14 protein-coding genes and 2 tRNA genes are annotated in these 17,178 nt (G+C 40.7%); 3 read left to right on the forward strand and 13 right to left on the reverse strand.

The features are described from left to right. Positions 1–3: 3 nt before the first annotated feature. The gene (locus tag F957_RS12590) at positions 4–660 is read left to right on the forward strand and encodes a MiaE family protein (protein WP_016660283.1); all 657 of its coding nucleotides are present in this window, start codon (positions 4–6) and stop codon (positions 658–660) included. A gap of 114 nt (positions 661–774) precedes the next feature. Here the strand turns inward: F957_RS12590 and F957_RS12585 are convergent. The 10 genes from F957_RS12585 to gloB form a co-directional block, all read right to left on the reverse strand. Then, positions 775–850, reverse strand: a tRNA-Asn gene (locus F957_RS12585). A 9-nt stretch (positions 851–859) separates the two neighbouring features. After that, positions 860–935 (reverse strand) — tRNA-Asn (locus tag F957_RS12580). Between the two features lie 142 nt (positions 936–1,077). Then, positions 1,078–2,304 (reverse strand): multifunctional CCA addition/repair protein, encoded by a 1,227-nt coding sequence (locus F957_RS12575; RefSeq protein WP_016540927.1) that lies wholly within the window; start codon positions 2,302–2,304, stop codon positions 1,078–1,080. Between the two features lie 96 nt (positions 2,305–2,400). Beyond that, positions 2,401–4,671: an NADP-dependent malic enzyme gene (locus tag F957_RS12570; RefSeq protein WP_016540928.1), complete on the reverse strand. Its 2,271-nt coding sequence runs from the start codon at positions 4,669–4,671 to the stop codon at positions 2,401–2,403. A 191-nt stretch (positions 4,672–4,862) separates the two neighbouring features. Beyond that, positions 4,863–7,739 (reverse strand): bifunctional diguanylate cyclase/phosphodiesterase, encoded by a 2,877-nt coding sequence (locus F957_RS12565; protein ID WP_016540929.1) that lies wholly within the window; start codon positions 7,737–7,739, stop codon positions 4,863–4,865. A gap of 114 nt (positions 7,740–7,853) precedes the next feature. Beyond that, positions 7,854–8,573 carry a 16S rRNA (uracil(1498)-N(3))-methyltransferase gene (locus tag F957_RS12560; RefSeq protein ID WP_016540930.1) on the reverse strand — a complete coding sequence of 240 codons (720 nt, stop codon included), beginning with the start codon at positions 8,571–8,573 and terminating at the stop codon, positions 7,854–7,856. A 22-nt stretch (positions 8,574–8,595) separates the two neighbouring features. Next, positions 8,596–9,432 carry a methylenetetrahydrofolate reductase [NAD(P)H] gene (gene metF / locus F957_RS12555; protein ID WP_016540931.1) on the reverse strand — a complete coding sequence of 279 codons (837 nt, stop codon included), beginning with the start codon at positions 9,430–9,432 and terminating at the stop codon, positions 8,596–8,598. A 73-nt stretch (positions 9,433–9,505) separates the two neighbouring features. Continuing rightward, positions 9,506–10,888, reverse strand: coding sequence for an adenosylhomocysteinase (gene ahcY, locus F957_RS12550; protein WP_016540932.1), 1,383 nt, complete (start codon positions 10,886–10,888; stop codon positions 9,506–9,508). Positions 10,889–11,186: 298 nt separating this feature from the next. Continuing rightward, positions 11,187–11,393, reverse strand: coding sequence for a hypothetical protein (locus tag F957_RS12545; RefSeq protein WP_004654498.1), 207 nt, complete (start codon positions 11,391–11,393; stop codon positions 11,187–11,189). 298 nt (positions 11,394–11,691) lie between these two features. Next, complete coding sequence (gene gloB, locus F957_RS12540) at positions 11,692–12,423, reverse strand: hydroxyacylglutathione hydrolase (protein WP_016540933.1); 732 nt, start codon at positions 12,421–12,423, stop codon at positions 11,692–11,694. Positions 12,424–12,792: 369 nt separating this feature from the next. Here gloB and F957_RS12535 point away from each other — a divergent pair, with 369 nt between their 5' ends. Together F957_RS12535 and F957_RS12530 are read left to right on the forward strand one after the other, a co-directional pair. Next, entirely contained in the window at positions 12,793–13,779 is a 987-nt protein-coding gene (locus tag F957_RS12535) for a hypothetical protein (RefSeq protein ID WP_016540934.1), read from the forward strand. After that, positions 13,773–14,639, forward strand: a complete 867-nt coding sequence (locus tag F957_RS12530; protein WP_016540935.1) for an arginase family protein — start codon at positions 13,773–13,775, stop codon at positions 14,637–14,639. Before F957_RS12535 ends, F957_RS12530 begins: the two co-directional genes overlap by 7 nt. A gap of 6 nt (positions 14,640–14,645) precedes the next feature. Here the strand turns inward: F957_RS12530 and F957_RS12525 are convergent, their stop codons facing one another. From F957_RS12525 to F957_RS12515, 3 genes are all read right to left on the reverse strand, one after another. Further along, positions 14,646–15,275 carry a LysE family translocator gene (locus F957_RS12525; protein ID WP_016540936.1) on the reverse strand — a complete coding sequence of 210 codons (630 nt, stop codon included), beginning with the start codon at positions 15,273–15,275 and terminating at the stop codon, positions 14,646–14,648. A 133-nt stretch (positions 15,276–15,408) separates the two neighbouring features. Further along, positions 15,409–16,104, reverse strand: a complete 696-nt coding sequence (locus F957_RS12520; protein ID WP_004654491.1) for a methionine ABC transporter permease — start codon at positions 16,102–16,104, stop codon at positions 15,409–15,411. Beyond that, positions 16,101–17,129 carry a methionine ABC transporter ATP-binding protein gene (locus F957_RS12515; protein WP_016540937.1) on the reverse strand — a complete coding sequence of 343 codons (1,029 nt, stop codon included), beginning with the start codon at positions 17,127–17,129 and terminating at the stop codon, positions 16,101–16,103. The genes F957_RS12520 and F957_RS12515 overlap by 4 nt, the downstream gene beginning before the upstream one ends. Between the last annotated feature and the right edge of the window lie 49 nt (positions 17,130–17,178).

Below are 17,178 nucleotides of genomic sequence, written 5' to 3' on the forward strand. Positions count from 1 at the left end.
TGAATGAGTAGTATAAAGTATGATGAGTTGATGCAACCCGTCATTGATTTTTTAGGTTGCAGCACTCCTCAGGCCTGGCTGGATGAAGCGCTGAATAATCTAGACACTTTAATGCAAGACCATGCCAATTGTGAAAAGAAAGCAGCTGGAACGGCCATGAATCTCATGTTCCGCTATAGCTTCTTTACTGACTTGCAAGTGAAATTGGCACAATTGGTACGTGAAGAAATGCTGCATTATGAGCAGGTTTTAGAATTCATGACCAAACGTGGACAAGAGTGGAAGGGCTTGAGTGCAGGACGTTATGCAGGTGAATTGCGTAAAGAAATTCGCACTTATGAGCCTGAGGCATTGATTGATGTCATGATTATTGGTGCATTTGTAGAAGCACGCTCTTGTGAGCGTTTCTATGCGCTGGCACCGATTGTGGACGATGAGCTGGGGCGGTACTACCGCTATTTGCTTAAGTCGGAATCTCGCCATTTTGAGGACTATCTAGCCTTGGCATTGGATGTTGCAAAAACAGCGAAACTCAAAGATCCCGAAGAAGATATTCAACAGCGAATCGAACGTATCCGTGAAGTGGAAAAGAATCTGATTTTAAGCCCAGATGATACCTTCCGTTTTCATAGTGGTGTACCTGCAAAAGTCGCTGCTTGATTTAGACTATTTTTCAATATAAAGACTTCTACTTTTTAGAGGTCTTTTTTATTAAATGCGGTTTTAGCAACAATAAAAAAAGCCCTGATCAATGATCAGGGCTTTTTAGAATCTTGGCTCTCCCACCTGGGCTCGAACCAGGGACCTGCGGATTAACAGTCCGTCGCTCTACCGACTGAGCTATGGGAGAATAGTAGATTGGCTCTCCAACCTGGGCTCGAACCAGGGACCTGCGGATTAACAGTCCGTCGCTCTACCGACTGAGCTATTGGAGAATCTGATGCGCATTTTAGGCATGAAAAGCGGATGCGTCAACAACAATAGTAAATAAAATTAATCGTTTGCTTGATTAATAATCTTTTTAGTCCTCGAATAAGGAAATTTGTACAAAAAAGATTTAATTTACTTAAAAATTAATCAGTTATTGAATGTTTCCTTAAACTTTGCCAAGGCCTCAATTCGATACTGAATCAGCATTTCACCAATCTCAGGACCCGTAATATGTTCAGGTAAATCTTGTGCACGTATATTACGTACGATTTCCATTGCATCTAAAACATATTGCGCTTGTGGATAGGGGCGATGTTCCAAACCTAGGCGACCTTTGGCATCACATTCACAGGCTTGTACAAAGGCAATGACTTTCTCAGGACGACGTAGCACATCTAAACGTTGTAATAACCGCCATAGTGTCCCTGGTTTCAGGTTCATGATCTGATGGCACTTTAAATGCTCTTTGCAGACGATCAGCGCCAAATTTTTTAAATGTGTCGGTACTTTTAAACGATCACAAATGTCGGTTACAGGCTGTATGCCACGTTCTTCATGCATGATATGGCGGGGTAGTTCGTCTACAGGGGTGAGCGCTTTACCAAGATCATGAACCAATACCGCAAAACGGACGTCCAATGCATATCCTGCTAAACAGGCTTGTTTAAGTGCCATTAGCGTATGAATACCGCAATCGATTTCTGGATGGTATTCTGGACGTTGAGGTACCCCAAAAAGTGCATCGATTTCTGGAAATAGAATCTTTAAGGCGTTGCAGTCTCTTAAGGTTTGGAAATAGACATCCGCGTGATCTTCTAGTAAAGCACGGGAGGTTTCTTTCCAGACCCGTTCTGGTGTTAATGCATTTAATTCACCTGATTGGGCAATATCCTGCATTAATTGCAGCGTTTCATCTGCAATTTTAAAGCCATAGGCGGCATAACGGGCAGCAAAACGCGCCACACGAAGAACACGCAATGGATCTTCGGTAAATGCATCAGACACATGACGCAGGATTCTCTGCTCTAAATCGCGTTGACCGCCATAAGGATCATATACTGTGCCCGCTTCATTCATGGCCATGGCATTAATGGTGAGATCACGACGAATCAGATCTTCTTCTAATTTAACGGTTGTGTCTGTGAAAAACTGGAAACCATGATAGCCAACGCCTGATTTACGTTCTGTACGCGCAAGAGCATATTCTTCTTTTGTTATTGGATGCAGAAATACCGGGAAATCTTTTCCCACGGGTTGATAGCCTTCGGCGAGTAATTGCTCGGGCGTTGCTCCAACCACCACATAATCTTTTTCGTGATAGGGATGGCCGAGTAAATGATCTCGGACAGCACCGCCTACTAAATAAACTTGCATGAAAAAACCTCTATTCTTCACACAATCATGCTACAGAATAGAGGTTTTCTCAAGGGTTAAGCGAAGCTTTTCAAGAAAAGCGAGGCTTAAGTGAACTTAGTTTTGGCTTTGCTGAATTTCGGCAACCGTTAACGCTGTCATATTCACCAAACGACGAGTCGTTGCTGTAGGTGTAAGAATATGAACAGGTTTTGCAGCACCCAATAAAATAGGACCAATGGTCACATTATTACCAGAAGTTGCTTTTAACAAGTTGAATGAAATATTGGCTGAATCTAGGTTAGGCATAATCAACAAGTTTGCTGAACCTTTGAAACGTGAATTTGGGAATGCAAAATGACGAATATTTTCATCTAATGCTGCATCACCATGCATTTCACCTTCAACTTCTAACTCAGGTGCCTGCTCTGAAAGCAGACGATAGACTTCACGCATTTTTTGTGCGCTTGGGTCATTCTGGTCGCTACCAAAGCTTGAGTGAGAAAGTAGTGCGACACGTGGTGTAATACCGAAACGACGAACTTCTTCCGCAGCCAAAATGGTCATTTCTGCAAGTTGTGCAGCCGTTGGGTTGGTATTTACATAGGTGTCGGCAATAAATAAATTGCGATCTTCAAGCATTAAGGCATTCAAAGTAAAGAATGTGCTGCGACCTTCTTTAAGGCCAATCACATTTTTCACGAAATCTAAATGAATATCGTAGCTTGAATAAGTACCACACAACATACCATCGGCTTTACCAAATTTAACCAGCATCGCTGCGATTAAAGTAGAACGACGGCGTGCTTCGCGTTGCGCATATTCAACCGTTACACCCTTACGTTGCATGATTTGATGATATTCTTTAGAGAAATCTTCGTATTGAGGATTTTTTTCCTGATCGACGATTTCAATATTCACGCCATGCTGTAAACGTAAACCCAACTTTTTGATGTTGTCTTCAATAACCGAAGTGCGACCAACAAGAATTGGTTTTGCCAAACCTTCATCAACAACAATTTGAACGGCACGTAATACGCGTTGATCTTCACCTTCAGCATAAGCAATACGCTTTGGATCAGTTTTCGCTTGAGAGAAGATTGGCTTCATCAAGAATGCTGAGTTATAAACAAATTCAGAAAGACGTTGACGATATGCAGAGAAATCTTCAATTGGGCGTGTAGCAACACCAGAGTCCATTGCTGCTTTCGCAACAGCAGGTGCAATTTCTAAAATCAAACGTTGATCAAGTGGGCGAGGGATTAAATAATCACGACCAAATGAAGCTGATTTTTCACCATAGGTGGCAGCATCTGCTTCCACATGTGCCATACGTGCAATTGCATGTACGCAAGCAATTTTCATTTCTTCATTAATGGTTGTTGCACCTACATCCAATGCGCCACGGAAGATATAAGGGAAGCAAAGCGCGTTATTCACTTGGTTTGGATAGTCTGAACGACCTGTTGCCATAATCGCATCTGGACGTACTTCATGCGCATGTTCAGGCAAAATTTCTGGGTCAGGGTTGGCAAGGGCAAAAATAATTGGATTTTCAGCCATTTCTTTCACCATTTCTTTGGTGAGGATACCTGCTGCTGAAAGACCGAGGAACATGTCTGCGCCAGCCATAACTTCATGCAATTGTGTTGCTTGAATGTCTTGTACATAACGTTTTTTCGATTCATCTAGGCCTTCACGTGATGTCGTGAGAAGGCCGCGAGAGTCGGCAACAACGATGTTGGCTTTATTCACGCCTAATGCGCAAAGCAAGTCTAAGCACGAAAGTGCAGCTGCACCAGCGCCAGACGCTACAATTTTAATTTCATCAATTTTTTTATTGACCAGTTGTAAGGCATTGAGCAATGCTGAACCGACAATAATACTGGTTCCATGTTGGTCATCATGGAATACAGGAATTTTCATGCGTTCGCGAAGTTTCTTCTCGATGTAGAAACATTCTGGTGCCTTGATATCTTCTAAGTTGATACCACCAAACGTAGGCTCTAATGCAGCAACGATATCTACAATCTTGTCTGGATCATTTTCATCAATTTCGATATCAAAGACATCAACACCAGCGAACTTTTTGAACAGAACGCCTTTACCTTCCATTACAGGTTTAGACGCGAGCGGGCCAATATTTCCCAAACCAAGCACGGCTGTACCATTACTCACGACGGCAACCAGATTACCACGCGCTGTATATTTGGCAGCGGTAGAAGGGTCACGTTCGATTTCCAAACATGGCGCAGCAACACCAGGTGAGTAGGCAAGCGCTAAATCTCGTTGGTTAACGAGCTGCTTGCTAGGTGTCACACTGATTTTTCCTGGGGTTGGAAATTCATGGTAATACAAAGCGGCTTGTTTTAAAGATTGATCGTCCATCTGAGTCTCGTTTGTTCCGATAATAATCAGACATCTAGCTGTCTAATTACGATATTAAGATAAGTGCACAAGAATATAGCACTAGTTCATGCTTTCGCACAGTCAAAAAAGCTTATTTTCACTGAACTGCATACGTATTGACAGCTGCTATTCAGTGAAAAATACAGCGTAAAAAAGGTTAAAATTCACGTTTAAATGGAATATCTTGCGGTTGACTGCTGCTTTTGTTTTTGCAGATATTCTGTCGCATGAGCGGCAGTGAGAGGTTGTGAAAACAAGTAACCCTGTAATATGTCGCAATTTTGTCGTTTTAAATACTCATATTGCTGCTCGGTTTCAACACCTTCAGCCACAACTTTTAGGCCAATGGTCTTGCCCATGGCGATCATGGCATTAACGATCGCATCCTGTTTGGCATTGCCAATTTTTGAGATAAAGGCACGATCAATTTTCAAAATGTCAATTGGATATTCGGTGAGGTAGGCTAGTGATGAATAACCCGTACCGAAGTCATCCAATGCAATTGAAATCTGGCGTTCTTTAATGGCATGCAATACCGTTTTGACGCTGTCGGTGTTTTCAATAAAGGCAGATTCAGTAATTTCCAATTCAAGATTTTTACCCGAAATTGCATAGCTATTTAATACCGCATCAATATCATGCAGCAACTGACCACGTAAAATTTGCTGTGCCACTATATTGACTGCAATATTGATATTGCTATAACCAAGTTGTTGCCATGTTTGTAGCTGTTTGGCGGCTTCATGTAAAACAAATTGTCCAATATCCGAAATCAGACTGGTGCTTTCTGCCAAAGGAATGAAAATGCTTGGCATGATCAGGCCCTTGGTTGGATGTTTCCAACGGATCAATGCTTCAAAGCCATTAATTTGATGGTTATGCGCATTGATTTTAGGCTGGTAATACACCACCAATTCGTTATTCTGAATAGCTTTTCTTAGGTCGAGTTCTAGATCTGTATATTTGGCTACAAAATTGGCTCTTTCATTGGAGTAGTAGCGAATGGTATTACCACCTAAACGTTTGGCTTCGGTCAATGCCTGTTCTGCATGGGTGTTTAAATTATCGACTTGACGGCCATGTTCTGGATAAATGGCAACTCCGATTGAAATACTGACAAAGTATTCTTGATCGGCAAGGTAAAAAGGTTTGCTAAAAGCTTCAACAATATTATTACAGAGCTGATGAAGTGGCGGATGTACGGGCGAAATTTCATAAATAATCGCAAAGTCATCTGCACTTAAATGGGCGACAAGTAATGCATCAATATTACTGATGCGTAAGCGTTGTGCGACCTGTTTGAGGAGTTCGTTGCCAGCTTTATTGCTAATGATCTCATTCAAGGCACGGAAGCGGTCGATATTTAAACGGATGACAGCCAGATGCTGAATCGAAGCTTCATTGACCAAATATTGATGTAATTGTTGTTGGTAATAAAAACGGTTCGGTAGATCGGTGAGCGTATCGTAATTGGTTAAATAGGATAAACGTTGCTCTTGGTGCTTACGTTCAGTTTGATCTGAAACAATCCCAATATAATTGATAACACGCTCTTGTTCATCTTTCACAGCATTGATATGAATCCACAAAAAACAAGATTTTTCAGAAATATAGGTTTCTTGAAATTCACCTTCATATTCCTGTTCTTCACGTAATGTATCAAGAATCGATAAATGAAAATTATGATGATGCTGCTTATTTTGCTTAGTAATTTCAAATAACTGCTTATCGATAATAGCCTGTTTATCCATCCCAGTTAGCTGTTCGTATTTTGGATTGACTTCAACATAGTTAAAGTTTTCATCTAAAATGAAAATACCTTCTGATGCTTGCTCAAATACGCTGGCAGCAAGCTTTAAACGTTCCTGATCTTTCTTTTCTTGATTAATATCGCGGTGAATACCCACCATTCGCAAAGGGGTGTCGTCTTTGGGATCCCGTAAAATCACCTGACCAACATCATGAATCCAAGTCCATTCACCATTATGACGTTTAATTCGGAAGGTTTCTTCATAGCGCTTAGTTTGGCCACATAAATGATTATATAAGGTGTTTTTTACCCGCTCGATATCATCAGGATGAATGATTTTATGCAGTAGGGTGTAATGGTTTTCAGAATTGCGCGTGACTGCTTGACTATGTGCATTGGTGACTCCAACGGTATGGCTTTCAAGATTCCAGTCCCAAGGGCGAATGCCTGCAGTTTCATGGGCAAAGCTTAAGTTCTGACGATGTTCTTCTAAGCTTTCATTCATTTGCGTCAAGTCGAATGTACGCTCACGAACTTTTTGTTCCAGCAGGTGATTATTGAATTGCAGTTGCGCTTCAATATCTTTGGACTTATTCACTTCACGCTGTAATTGTTGGCACAGCTCTTCGGTCCATTGGTTATGCTGCTCGGCCACATCAATCAGTTGTTTATTTTTATCCAGCACCAAGGCCAAGCGTTTATGAATTTTATAGGTGACTTGAGCGCAGAGTACCGTGGCAAAAAAGGAGGAATAATAGGCCAGATAGAACAGGGTGTGATCATGATCTCGATGCAAAAACTGTGAGATGATTAATGGCACAATACTTGGGATAAAAAATAAGAAGAAATAGCGAATATGTTGAGTTAAAAAAGTCAGTGCGATGATATGAGAGGCTGTGAGCAATAAAGCTGTTAAGGTTAAAACATGTGACCCAACCAAATGCGGGATATCGACCGCCAAGTAATGATTGATGACAATGGTGTTGACCCCAATCAGTAAGCCTGTAAAAAAACAGATCAGTTGAAAAATGAGATTGGTTTGATTGCTATAGCGAACCGAAGAATAGCGTTTGAGTAAGAAATGACAAACACAGCTAAAGCTAAACAAAAGAATGAGGGTGATGCTCATCCAGGTTGTGAAAATGTTGGATTCAAAAGAGTAAAAAATCCCAAATAGGGCATAATCTAACAGACAAATACAAAACACGCTTAAAACGAATAAACGTACGTGATTTGGATAATCAATTTGGTCCGTATAGATAAACTGTGGCAAATTTTTGTCCTGAACCCCTAACATACAAAGAATAATCCTTTTAATTTTTTATCTATATTCACAGTCTTTGTCTTTTTGTAAACATATGGAGCTTATTTTAAATTAGCGCTAAAGACCACAGAAAGCAATGCCAAGTACTTAGCTCAATGAGAAGTGATAATTTAAAATCGACAAGGCAACGATAGGAGCGGTTTCAGTTCTTAACACTCGATCACCAATGCACCAGTTTTTAAATTGATGTTGATTAGCCAAGTGAATCTCGGCTTCACTTAAACCACCTTCTGGACCAATCAATAAGGCGAGATCGGGGCTGCTGTTGAGCAATACATTGGTTTGGTCTTTATTGGGTGCAAGTACAAAACGTGATGCCGGCAACTCACTGCTGAGCCAGTCAGCCAAAGCAATCGGGGCTAAAACTTGAGGAACTCGGTTCATGCCACATTGTTCACAAGCGGCGATTGCTACAGATTGCCAGTGGTCTATTTTTTTCTGATCACGATCGTACTTTAAACGCATTTCGCAACGTTCACTGGTGAGTAATTGAATACTGGTTACGCCCAATTCAGTTGCTTTCTGAATCGCATAATCCATGCGATCACCTTTACTCATCACCTGACCCAATACCACACTGAATGGTGCGGTACGATCAGTTGGATCAAACTGATCAACCGAAACAAAGGCATTTTTTTTGTTGATTTCAGTCAGGGTGACAACGTATTCACCACCTTTTCCATTGAAAAAGATGGCTTGTTCTTGCTCTTTCGCACGCAGTACACGGACCCAATGGTGAAATACCGATTCGGTTAATTCAATGGTATTGCCAGTGTTTAATTCGGTTTCGATATAAAAACGATTCATGCTTGGGTCGTGCTCGTACAAATTAGTTTAAACCAAGATCGACAACCAGTTGTCGAGTCGGTTCTGTTTGGTTCATTGAGTAAAAATGTAGCGTTGGTGCGCCACCGGCAATCAAGCGTTCGCAAAGTTTTACAATCACTTCATGACCGAATGCTTTGATGCTTGCACTGTCATCACCATATGCAGCCAGTTGCTTACGAATCCAACGTGGAATTTCCGCACCGGTACCATCCGCAAAGCGGATCAGGTTGCTTGCATTGGTAATCGGCATAATACCTGGCGCAACCGGAATATTCACGCCAGCTTTGGCAATACGCTCGATAAAATAGAAATAAGCATCTGGATTGAAGAAAAACTGAGTAATACCAGCATTGGCACCCGCATTAACTTTTTCGACAAAACGTTGAATATCACCATCAAAGGTGTCAGCTTGAGGGTGCATTTCAGGATAGGCTGCCACTTCAATGTGGAAATGATCGCCTGAATGCTCGCGGATAAAGCGAACTAAGTCTTGGGCATAAGGGAGTTCACCCAAGCCGACCTGACCAGATGGTAAGTCACCACGTAAAGCGACAATACGATCAATCCCTTGAGATTTATATAAATCTAAAAGTTCGGCAATACGGACTTTGTCATCACCGATACAAGACAGGTGAGGCGCAACAGGCGTACCTTTGCCATTAAAGTCATGAATCGCAGCTAATGTACGTTCGCGGGTTGAACCACCTGCACCGTAGGTAATTGAGAAAAACTCTGGATTTAACAGCTGTAATTCTTGATGAACACCTTTTAATTTTTCTGCACCCGCATCTGTTTTAGGTGGAAAAAATTCAAAAGAAATAGGAACACGTTTCGTCATTTCAAATCCTTTTTAAAATCGCTTGGAAATTTTAGAAAAAAGGGCAGTCCGTAAAACGTCTGCCCTGAATTTCTTAGTATTTATAAGCGTCAGATTTGAACGGCCCTTCAACAGGAACGCCTAAGTAATCTGCTTGTACTTGAGTCAATTGTGTTAACACACCACCAAAGCCAAGCACCATTGCAGCAGCAACTTCTTCATCTAATTTCTTAGGAAGGACTTCTACGCGAATCGCAGCTTGTTTTTGCTCAGCAGGTAAGTCAGCAAATTTTTCAGCGAATAAATGCATTTGACCTAGGACTTGGTTGGCGAAAGAACCGTCCATCACGCGTGATGGGTGGCCTGTTGCATTACCAAGATTCACTAAACGACCTTCAGAAAGAAGGATCAAGTAGTTGTTTTCGTCTTCTGAACGATACACTTGGTGTACTTGTGGCTTCACTTCAACCCACTTGTAGCCACGTAAGTATGCCGTATCGATCTCTGTATCGAAGTGACCAATGTTACATACTACAGCACCCGCTTTTAAGCTATCTAACATTGCAGAATCACATACATGGTAGTTACCAGTTGTGGTCACAACAAGGTCAGTATTGCCCAATAAGTCTTGGTTAATGTCTTCTTTTTTGCCAGTTTGTACGCCATTTTTATATGGAGAAACAACTTCGTATCCATCCATGCAGGCTTGCATTGCACAGATTGGATCAACTTCAGTTACACGTACGATCATGCCTTCTTGGCGTAAAGATTGCGCAGAACCTTTACCTACGTCACCGTAACCGATCACAAGTGCACGACGACCAGAAAGTAACATGTCAGTCGCACGTTTGATCGCATCGTTTAATGAATGGCGGCAACCGTATTTGTTGTCATTTTTCGATTTAGTGATCGAATCGTTGACATTGATTGCAGGAACTTTAAGGGAACCGTCTTTCCACATTTCCAACAGACGTTGTACGCCTGTTGTGGTTTCTTCGGTAATGCCGTGGATACGCTCTAAAAGTGCAGGGTATTTGTCATGAACAAGTGCAGTTAAGTCACCACCATCGTCCAAGATCATGTTGGCATCCCAAGGTTGGCCATTCACATTGATCTGTTGTTCTAAACACCAAACATATTCTTCTTCAGTTTCGCCTTTCCAAGCGAAAACTGGGACACCACTTGCAGCAATGGCAGCAGCAGCATGGTCTTGAGTAGAGAAGATATTGCAAGAGGTCCAACGCACTTCTGCGCCAAGCTCAACCAATGTTTCAATAAGAACAGCTGTTTGGATTGTCATGTGAATACAACCCAAAATTTTTGCGCCAGCAAGTGGTTTAGCTGCTGCATAACGCTTACGTAAGCCGATCAAAGCTGGCATTTCTGCTTCAGCAAGTTTGATCTCTTTACGACCGTAGTCAGCAAGGGAAATATCAGCAACTTTATAATCTGTAAATGAAGCATTCACCGCGTTCATCAGGATCTCCTAGAAAAAATAGTATGGATCATTCTGTTCGCGGATGCCGTTGTTGGTTAAAACGAGTGTTTAACCGATCGTCGAGCCTGGCAAATTGATCTTTAGTGCCGATCAATTGTCGCAGCATCCCTCGACTGGGCATAATGATACTTGGAAATTGCGTTGGTTCCAATAAAATTTTGTATGAAATGGTTAGAAAATGAGGGATTAAATAGAGGGAGAAATATTTAAATTTGTTGATTCTTAGAATCAGGATTCCAAATCCCTTTGAAACCCTGAACGATCAGAAAATTTGTCATTATGCTTTTAAATGATCTTCGAATTCTTCGCCAAGCTGCATTGCTAAAGCATTACCAGATAAGTCACAGGTGACTAGACCATATTCTTTTTTAAAGCTGAATGTAAAACCACGGTTATCTGTCAGATTTTTAACTGAATAGCCTAATTTTTCTAACCAAATACGGAAAGCCAATACGTTTTTTGCTTTAACAACTCTGTTTTTCATGACAGATCTCCTTGTGAACATGTAAATATTAATAAGGGTCAGTTAAATTTTTTTAAAGGGGGATTGCATAGATTTATTTTTCCACGTGTAACTAATGTAAATTTAGCGTAATTTTTATAGAGAGAAACTTATCTGATATTTATTTATCATTTTGATTTTTATTGATTATTTAATTTTATTTTTTAATTAACTACACTCGATTTTTTTTTAAATTGAGCATGATAAATGTAAAAAATAATTTCATTTTCCACTTTTAACGAAAAATGGAAAATGAATCGTTTAAATTTAATGCATTTATTTAGAACTGATCTTTCAAACTACGGATACGTGCAAAATCATCAGCACTTTCGGTACGTAAAAAGGGATTGGTTTCAAGCTCTAATTCAATGGTGCTTGGGAGTGTGATTTGATCTGCTGCTCTTAGGGCTTTGACCTGTTCCATCCGCTGTTGTAATGCCACATTGTTAGGTTCAACGGTGAGGGCAAATTCTGCATTGGCTAGGGTGTATTCATGCGTACAGTAGACCTTAGTTTGAATGGGTAGGGCTGCCAGTCGATTTAATGAGTGATACATTTGTTCGGCAGTACCTTCAAATAGGCGGCCACAGCCCATTGCAAACAAGGTATCACCACTAAACAATGTCTCTATTTTTTCAATAAAATAGGTAATATGACCAAGGGTATGCCCGGGAGTCGCAATGATTTCAACTTTTAGGTCGTTAAAATGAAAATGATCGTCATTTTGTAAAGGGTTGGAGATCAGTGAAATCTTACTGAGTTCATCGCGTGGACCATAGACCATAATATTTTGATCGGCGAGTAAGCCTTCAACCCCACCGGTATGGTCTTTGTGCCAGTGCGTCAACCAAATTTGCTTCAGTTGAAGTTGATGTTGTTGGCAAAAATCAATCACTAAACCCGCTTCAGTTGGGTCGATCGCCACAACGTCCTGTGTATGTGTATCTTCCAATAACCAAATATAGTTTTTTAAGGCATTTTTTACGTCAATGGCATGAATCTTATAATGCATAGCCGAATCCTAAAGCTTTGTTTGATGTGGTTATTGCGAGTTGGGTACTCAGTTGAGTGCCTATTTCTAGTGTAAATGTAAATGTGCTCCAGTGCAAAATCGATGTTGCTTAGATGGGGAGGTGAATGACTTTTTAGGGCATATTTTGACAGCTAAGTTCAGGCGATATCTTTATCGTTGACAAGTGCTGTATTTTCAATGAAGATGAGATAAAAGGTTTATAAGTTAATGATTTATATTCATCTTTAGTCGTATAAAAATACTTAATTAAAGCTAAATTAATAAATGCGAATGATTAGATTAAATAAGCAGTATAAGTGATTTGCGATAGATGGAAGTTGATAAATCAAAATAACAAGAGAGGGAATCATGTCTGAGATGGTCGACCATGAAGTGGTCGTTATTTTTAAAAAATATTTATCCCCGCTCTCTGCCAAACTTACAGAAATGTTGAATGAACATTTTAGCCATCAAACAGAGCGACGAGGTTGTGGTTATACCCAAGCGACACGTGTGATTGCTGAATTTGTTTCGCAAACACGCGATCCTATCGGCTTACAGGATTTTCGAATTTTTGAAGATTACGATACTAAAGCATTGAGGAATATTCTCAATCAAGCTTCCTCCTATGGACTGATGTTGGAGACATGGCGCAATCTGGATGTTAATACTGGGGTTCAACAGTGTTTGCAGCGCTTAAACCCAGAAGAGAGCTTTGCACAGAGCTTGCAACAAGAAGTCAATTTTCAAGCCAAACTCAGACATATTTATCAAAAGGTCCAACTCGAAGAAAGCAAACTAATTTGCCAGTTGCTGAGTGATATTCTTTTACCACAGGATGCACAAGTGCTGGGCATGATTGATTGCCAGTCCTTAGAAGAAAAACCTAAAGTTGGTTCATGTCCGATGGCAGAGAAATTCTTCTTACGTATTGCGCATCATCGTTTATTACGGCAGGGGGAAATCAATATTTTTGTCGATGCACAGCAGCAACCGATCATGATGGAAAAACTGAATATGGGGGATAATCATTCCTGTATCAGTCTGGTGCCTTTAATGATGAATGGGGTGCGCTTACCTGCGGGTAGTTTGTTTTCAGCCAGTTATGACATCGAACAGCTGCCTAAGCATAAAAATAAGCAATATAAGGGCTATGTAATTCCAATTACAGCAATGAATGGTTTTTGGTTTTTACGCTTAACCACCTTGGCCGTGTCACCTGACAATCGTGCACGTGCCTTTGGCTATCATTTTAAACAACAGGTGGATAATGGGCTGTTTCGACCTGATAGCACCGAATTAAGTCAACTTGTGGAGATTGCCCAAGACCAAATTTTTGTAGGACATCCATGCTAAAAGCCTGTTATTCGCCTCGCTATTATGCACAAACGCATACCAATAGTATGGAAAAACTCACTGCTGTCGCTGAGGTATTACGGACTCAGCAGATGGTTGAACTGGTTGATCCTGGTAGCATTGATGTTGAACTGTTAAAGAAACTGCACAATCCACAGTATGTTGAAGCTTTTTTATCGGGACAGTCTGCATTTGCGACCATACAAGGGTTTAAGCCTTGGAATGAACAGCTTCGCGATGCAATTCTGGCAGTACAGGCGGGGCAATTGGTGGGTGCGGAGATTGCATTTAAAGAGGGTATTGCTGCCAATATTGCCCAAGGCTTTCATCATGCCAGTTATGAATCTGGTGCGGCCTATTGCACGTTCAATGGCTTGGCCTTAGTGGCAAAGCAATATCCAGAAAAACGTATCTTTGTTTTGGATTGTGATCAGCATGGCGGTGATGGGACTGCGATTTTCACCAATCGCATGACTAATTTGCTGAACTTTGGGATTTTTGGCATTCGTTTCGGTTGTAAGGCTGGTGATCGCAGTCTGACCCGTTATATTCATCCCAAACAAGGCAATTTTGATTTATATCGTGAAGCGATTTTTGAGGCTTTTCAATATGCCTCCCGTTGGGAGGCGGATCTGATGATTTATCAGGCGGGGATGGACTGCCATCAACATGATAAATATGGCTCTAAATGGTTTACGACGGAGTTATTATTCGAACGTGATCGAATTGTCTTTGAGATGGCCAAGAAAATGAAAATTCCAATGCTGTTCGTTTTGGCGGGGGGGTATCAGGCACTGGATGATTTAGTGCCATTGCATGTAAATACCTTTAAGGCGGCGAATGAAGTTTACTTTGCATAAGTTGATTTAGTGTTGGCCCAAAACCAGAAATAGGCCCAAAGAAATAAAGATTAAACCACCCAATATAGACATAGTTTTTTGGATACTTTGGGATTTATTCATTTTTCTCATGACGAATTCAGCCAGAAAAACGCATACAAGATCTGCAGAAATAAAAATCGTATTAACGATTAAACCTAAAAGGATGAATTGTAGCCAGACTGGTGATTCTGAAGCGCTATTGATAAATTGAGGTAAAAATGCGAGATAAAAAATCGCAGTTTTAGGATTTAATACTTCGACCAAGATACTTTCTTTGAGTGTTTTTCCTGCGATTTCTTCTTGAGCAGTGTTTAGCGTGTTGGATGTTGGAGTGTCTTTGATGAGTTTAATACCTAACCAGATTAACCAACATGCACCAAGGACTTTAATGACAGTGTATAAAACTGGAAATAAGTGAAATAGCGTCGTGAGCCCAACTGCGGCGGCTATGATATGGGCACATCCTCCTATAAAAAGTCCTAAAGTTGCCATGAAACCAGATTTTTGCCCTTTTGCTAAAGCTTGTGCGGCGGTATATAGCATTGCTGGACCAGGAATATAAGCAAAGATAAATGTAGTAATTAAAAAGGTGGTGAGTATTTCAAGCGATGCCATATTGTGCTCTTGCTGGATTTTTTACTATTATTTTAATAGAGCATTATTTTATATCATTTGGTCAGTTTTTGAGAAAAATAAAAGGAATATATTGGGTTTTCAATATATTCCTTAATCAAGTATAGAATGAAAATTAGCGTAATTTAGCTAACCAATCACCAAGCATTTGGACCATTTGGACCAACAGTAATAACACGATGACGGTTAAAATCACCACACTGGTGTCGAAACGTTGGTAACCATAAGAAATCGCCAAGTCACCAATACCACCAGCACCAACAGCACCTGCCATCGCTGTTGCACCAATGAGCGAGATCGTACCTGTGGTTAAATTCAGAATCAAAGAGCTACGTGCTTCAGGAATAATAAACTTAAAGATAATTTGCCAAGGTGAAGCACCCATTGCCTGAGCGGATTCAACAATGCCTTCATTCACTTCAAGTAATGAAGTCTCAATTAAGCGACCTAGATATGGGCCGACATAAATGGTTAAAGGTACAATCGCTGCCCATGTCCCAATTGATGTTCCAACTAACATTTTGGTCAGTGGAATCACCGCAATCAGTAAGATAATGAAGGGTAGGGAACGCAGTGCATTGACAATTGGGTTGAGGAAATAATAAATCGCACGATTTTGTAAGATGCCACCAGTTCGGGTAACCACTAAGGTAATGCCTTGGATTAAGCCCCAAATACAGCCAAACAGCAAAGAGAAGAACACCATTTGAAAGGTTTCTTGCAGCGCTGTAACAAACTGGTCAATTGAAAGCGAGCTATGCCAAAACGGAGCAGTGACTTGAGTCAGCCATTGTACAATTAAATCTCTCATTGGCTAACCACTCCAGACTGTTCAACTTTCACACCTTGAAGCTCAAGGAACTTTACCGTTTCTTGGATCATAAGCGGGTCGCCCAGCAGTTGAATAAACATTTGTCCAATCACCGTACCGTTAATTTCGGTCATGTTGGCAAATAGGATATTTAAACTGATATCAAACTGCTTAATCGCGGCCTGAATCACGGTTTCTTGTGCCGATGTACCCAAAAACTGCAGGCTATAAATACTATTATGGTGTTTGTGCTCAAGATTATTCAGAATATTGATCGGCAACTGCTGTTGCAATACGGTTTGAATAAAGGTTTTGGTGGTAGGATGTTGTGGTTGACTAAAAATATCTAAAGTCGGACCCGTTTCAATCACATGACCAGCTTCCATCACTGCGACATAATCACATACGGATTCAATCACATCCATTTCATGCGTTACCATCACAATGGTGATATTTTGTTCTTTGTTAATCTTTTTTAATAAAGCCAAAACCGATTTGGTGGTTTGTGGATCAAGTGCTGAGGTGGCTTCATCGCAAAGTAAGATCTTGGGATGATTTGCCAACGCGCGTGCAATTCCGACGCGTTGTTTTTGCCCACCAGAAAGTTCATCAGGGTAGGCATCTTTTTTGTGTTTAAGATCAATAAAATCTAAGAGTTCAACCAGACGCTTTTCACGTTCAGCTTTGCTATGACCTAATAGCTTAAGTGGCATTTCAATATTTTCAGACACTGTTTTGGTTTGAAGTAAATTGAAGTGCTGAAAGATCATGCCGATATTTGCACGTTCTTGACGAAGTGTCCGTGCATCCATTGCGGTAAAGTCTTTTTGATGAATGATCACTTGTCCCTGAGTCGGACGCTCAAGCAAATTAATCAAACGGATAAGCGTACTTTTACCTGCACCACTATAGCCGATAATGCCAAAGATACTACCGTCTGGGATCTCTAGATTGATCTGATCCAACGCATTGATCGTTTGACCTTTCAACTGATAGTGTTTCGAAATGTTTTTAAATTGGATCATGTTCGTCAGTACTATGGCAGAAAAGAAAAAACAGGCAAAATCACTTTGC

The sequence above is a fragment of the Acinetobacter gyllenbergii CIP 110306 = MTCC 11365 genome, assembly GCF_000413855.1.
GTDB classification, from domain to species: Bacteria; Pseudomonadota; Gammaproteobacteria; order Pseudomonadales; family Moraxellaceae; genus Acinetobacter; species Acinetobacter gyllenbergii.

What these genes read in the sequence shown, in the direction of transcription:
- F957_RS12590 (WP_016660283.1), top strand. Translation starts at nt 4, where the DNA reads ATGAGTAGTATAAAGTATGATGAGTTGATGCAACCCGTCATTGATTTT.
- F957_RS12575 (WP_016540927.1), bottom strand. Translation starts at nt 2,304, where the DNA reads ATGCAAGTTTATTTAGTAGGCGGTGCTGTCCGAGATCATTTACTCGGC.
- F957_RS12570 (WP_016540928.1), bottom strand. Translation starts at nt 4,671, where the DNA reads ATGGACGATCAATCTTTAAAACAAGCCGCTTTGTATTACCATGAATTT.
- F957_RS12565 (WP_016540929.1), bottom strand. Translation starts at nt 7,739, where the DNA reads ATGTTAGGGGTTCAGGACAAAAATTTGCCACAGTTTATCTATACGGAC.
- F957_RS12560 (WP_016540930.1), bottom strand. Translation starts at nt 8,573, where the DNA reads ATGAATCGTTTTTATATCGAAACCGAATTAAACACTGGCAATACCATT.
- metF (WP_016540931.1), bottom strand. Translation starts at nt 9,432, where the DNA reads ATGACGAAACGTGTTCCTATTTCTTTTGAATTTTTTCCACCTAAAACA.
- ahcY (WP_016540932.1), bottom strand. Translation starts at nt 10,888, where the DNA reads ATGAACGCGGTGAATGCTTCATTTACAGATTATAAAGTTGCTGATATT.
- F957_RS12545 (WP_004654498.1), bottom strand. Translation starts at nt 11,393, where the DNA reads ATGAAAAACAGAGTTGTTAAAGCAAAAAACGTATTGGCTTTCCGTATT.
- gloB (WP_016540933.1), bottom strand. Translation starts at nt 12,423, where the DNA reads ATGCATTATAAGATTCATGCCATTGACGTAAAAAATGCCTTAAAAAAC.
- F957_RS12535 (WP_016540934.1), top strand. Translation starts at nt 12,793, where the DNA reads ATGTCTGAGATGGTCGACCATGAAGTGGTCGTTATTTTTAAAAAATAT.
- F957_RS12530 (WP_016540935.1), top strand. Translation starts at nt 13,773, where the DNA reads ATGCTAAAAGCCTGTTATTCGCCTCGCTATTATGCACAAACGCATACC.
- F957_RS12525 (WP_016540936.1), bottom strand. Translation starts at nt 15,275, where the DNA reads ATGGCATCGCTTGAAATACTCACCACCTTTTTAATTACTACATTTATC.
- F957_RS12520 (WP_004654491.1), bottom strand. Translation starts at nt 16,104, where the DNA reads ATGAGAGATTTAATTGTACAATGGCTGACTCAAGTCACTGCTCCGTTT.
- F957_RS12515 (WP_016540937.1), bottom strand. Translation starts at nt 17,129, where the DNA reads ATGATCCAATTTAAAAACATTTCGAAACACTATCAGTTGAAAGGTCAA.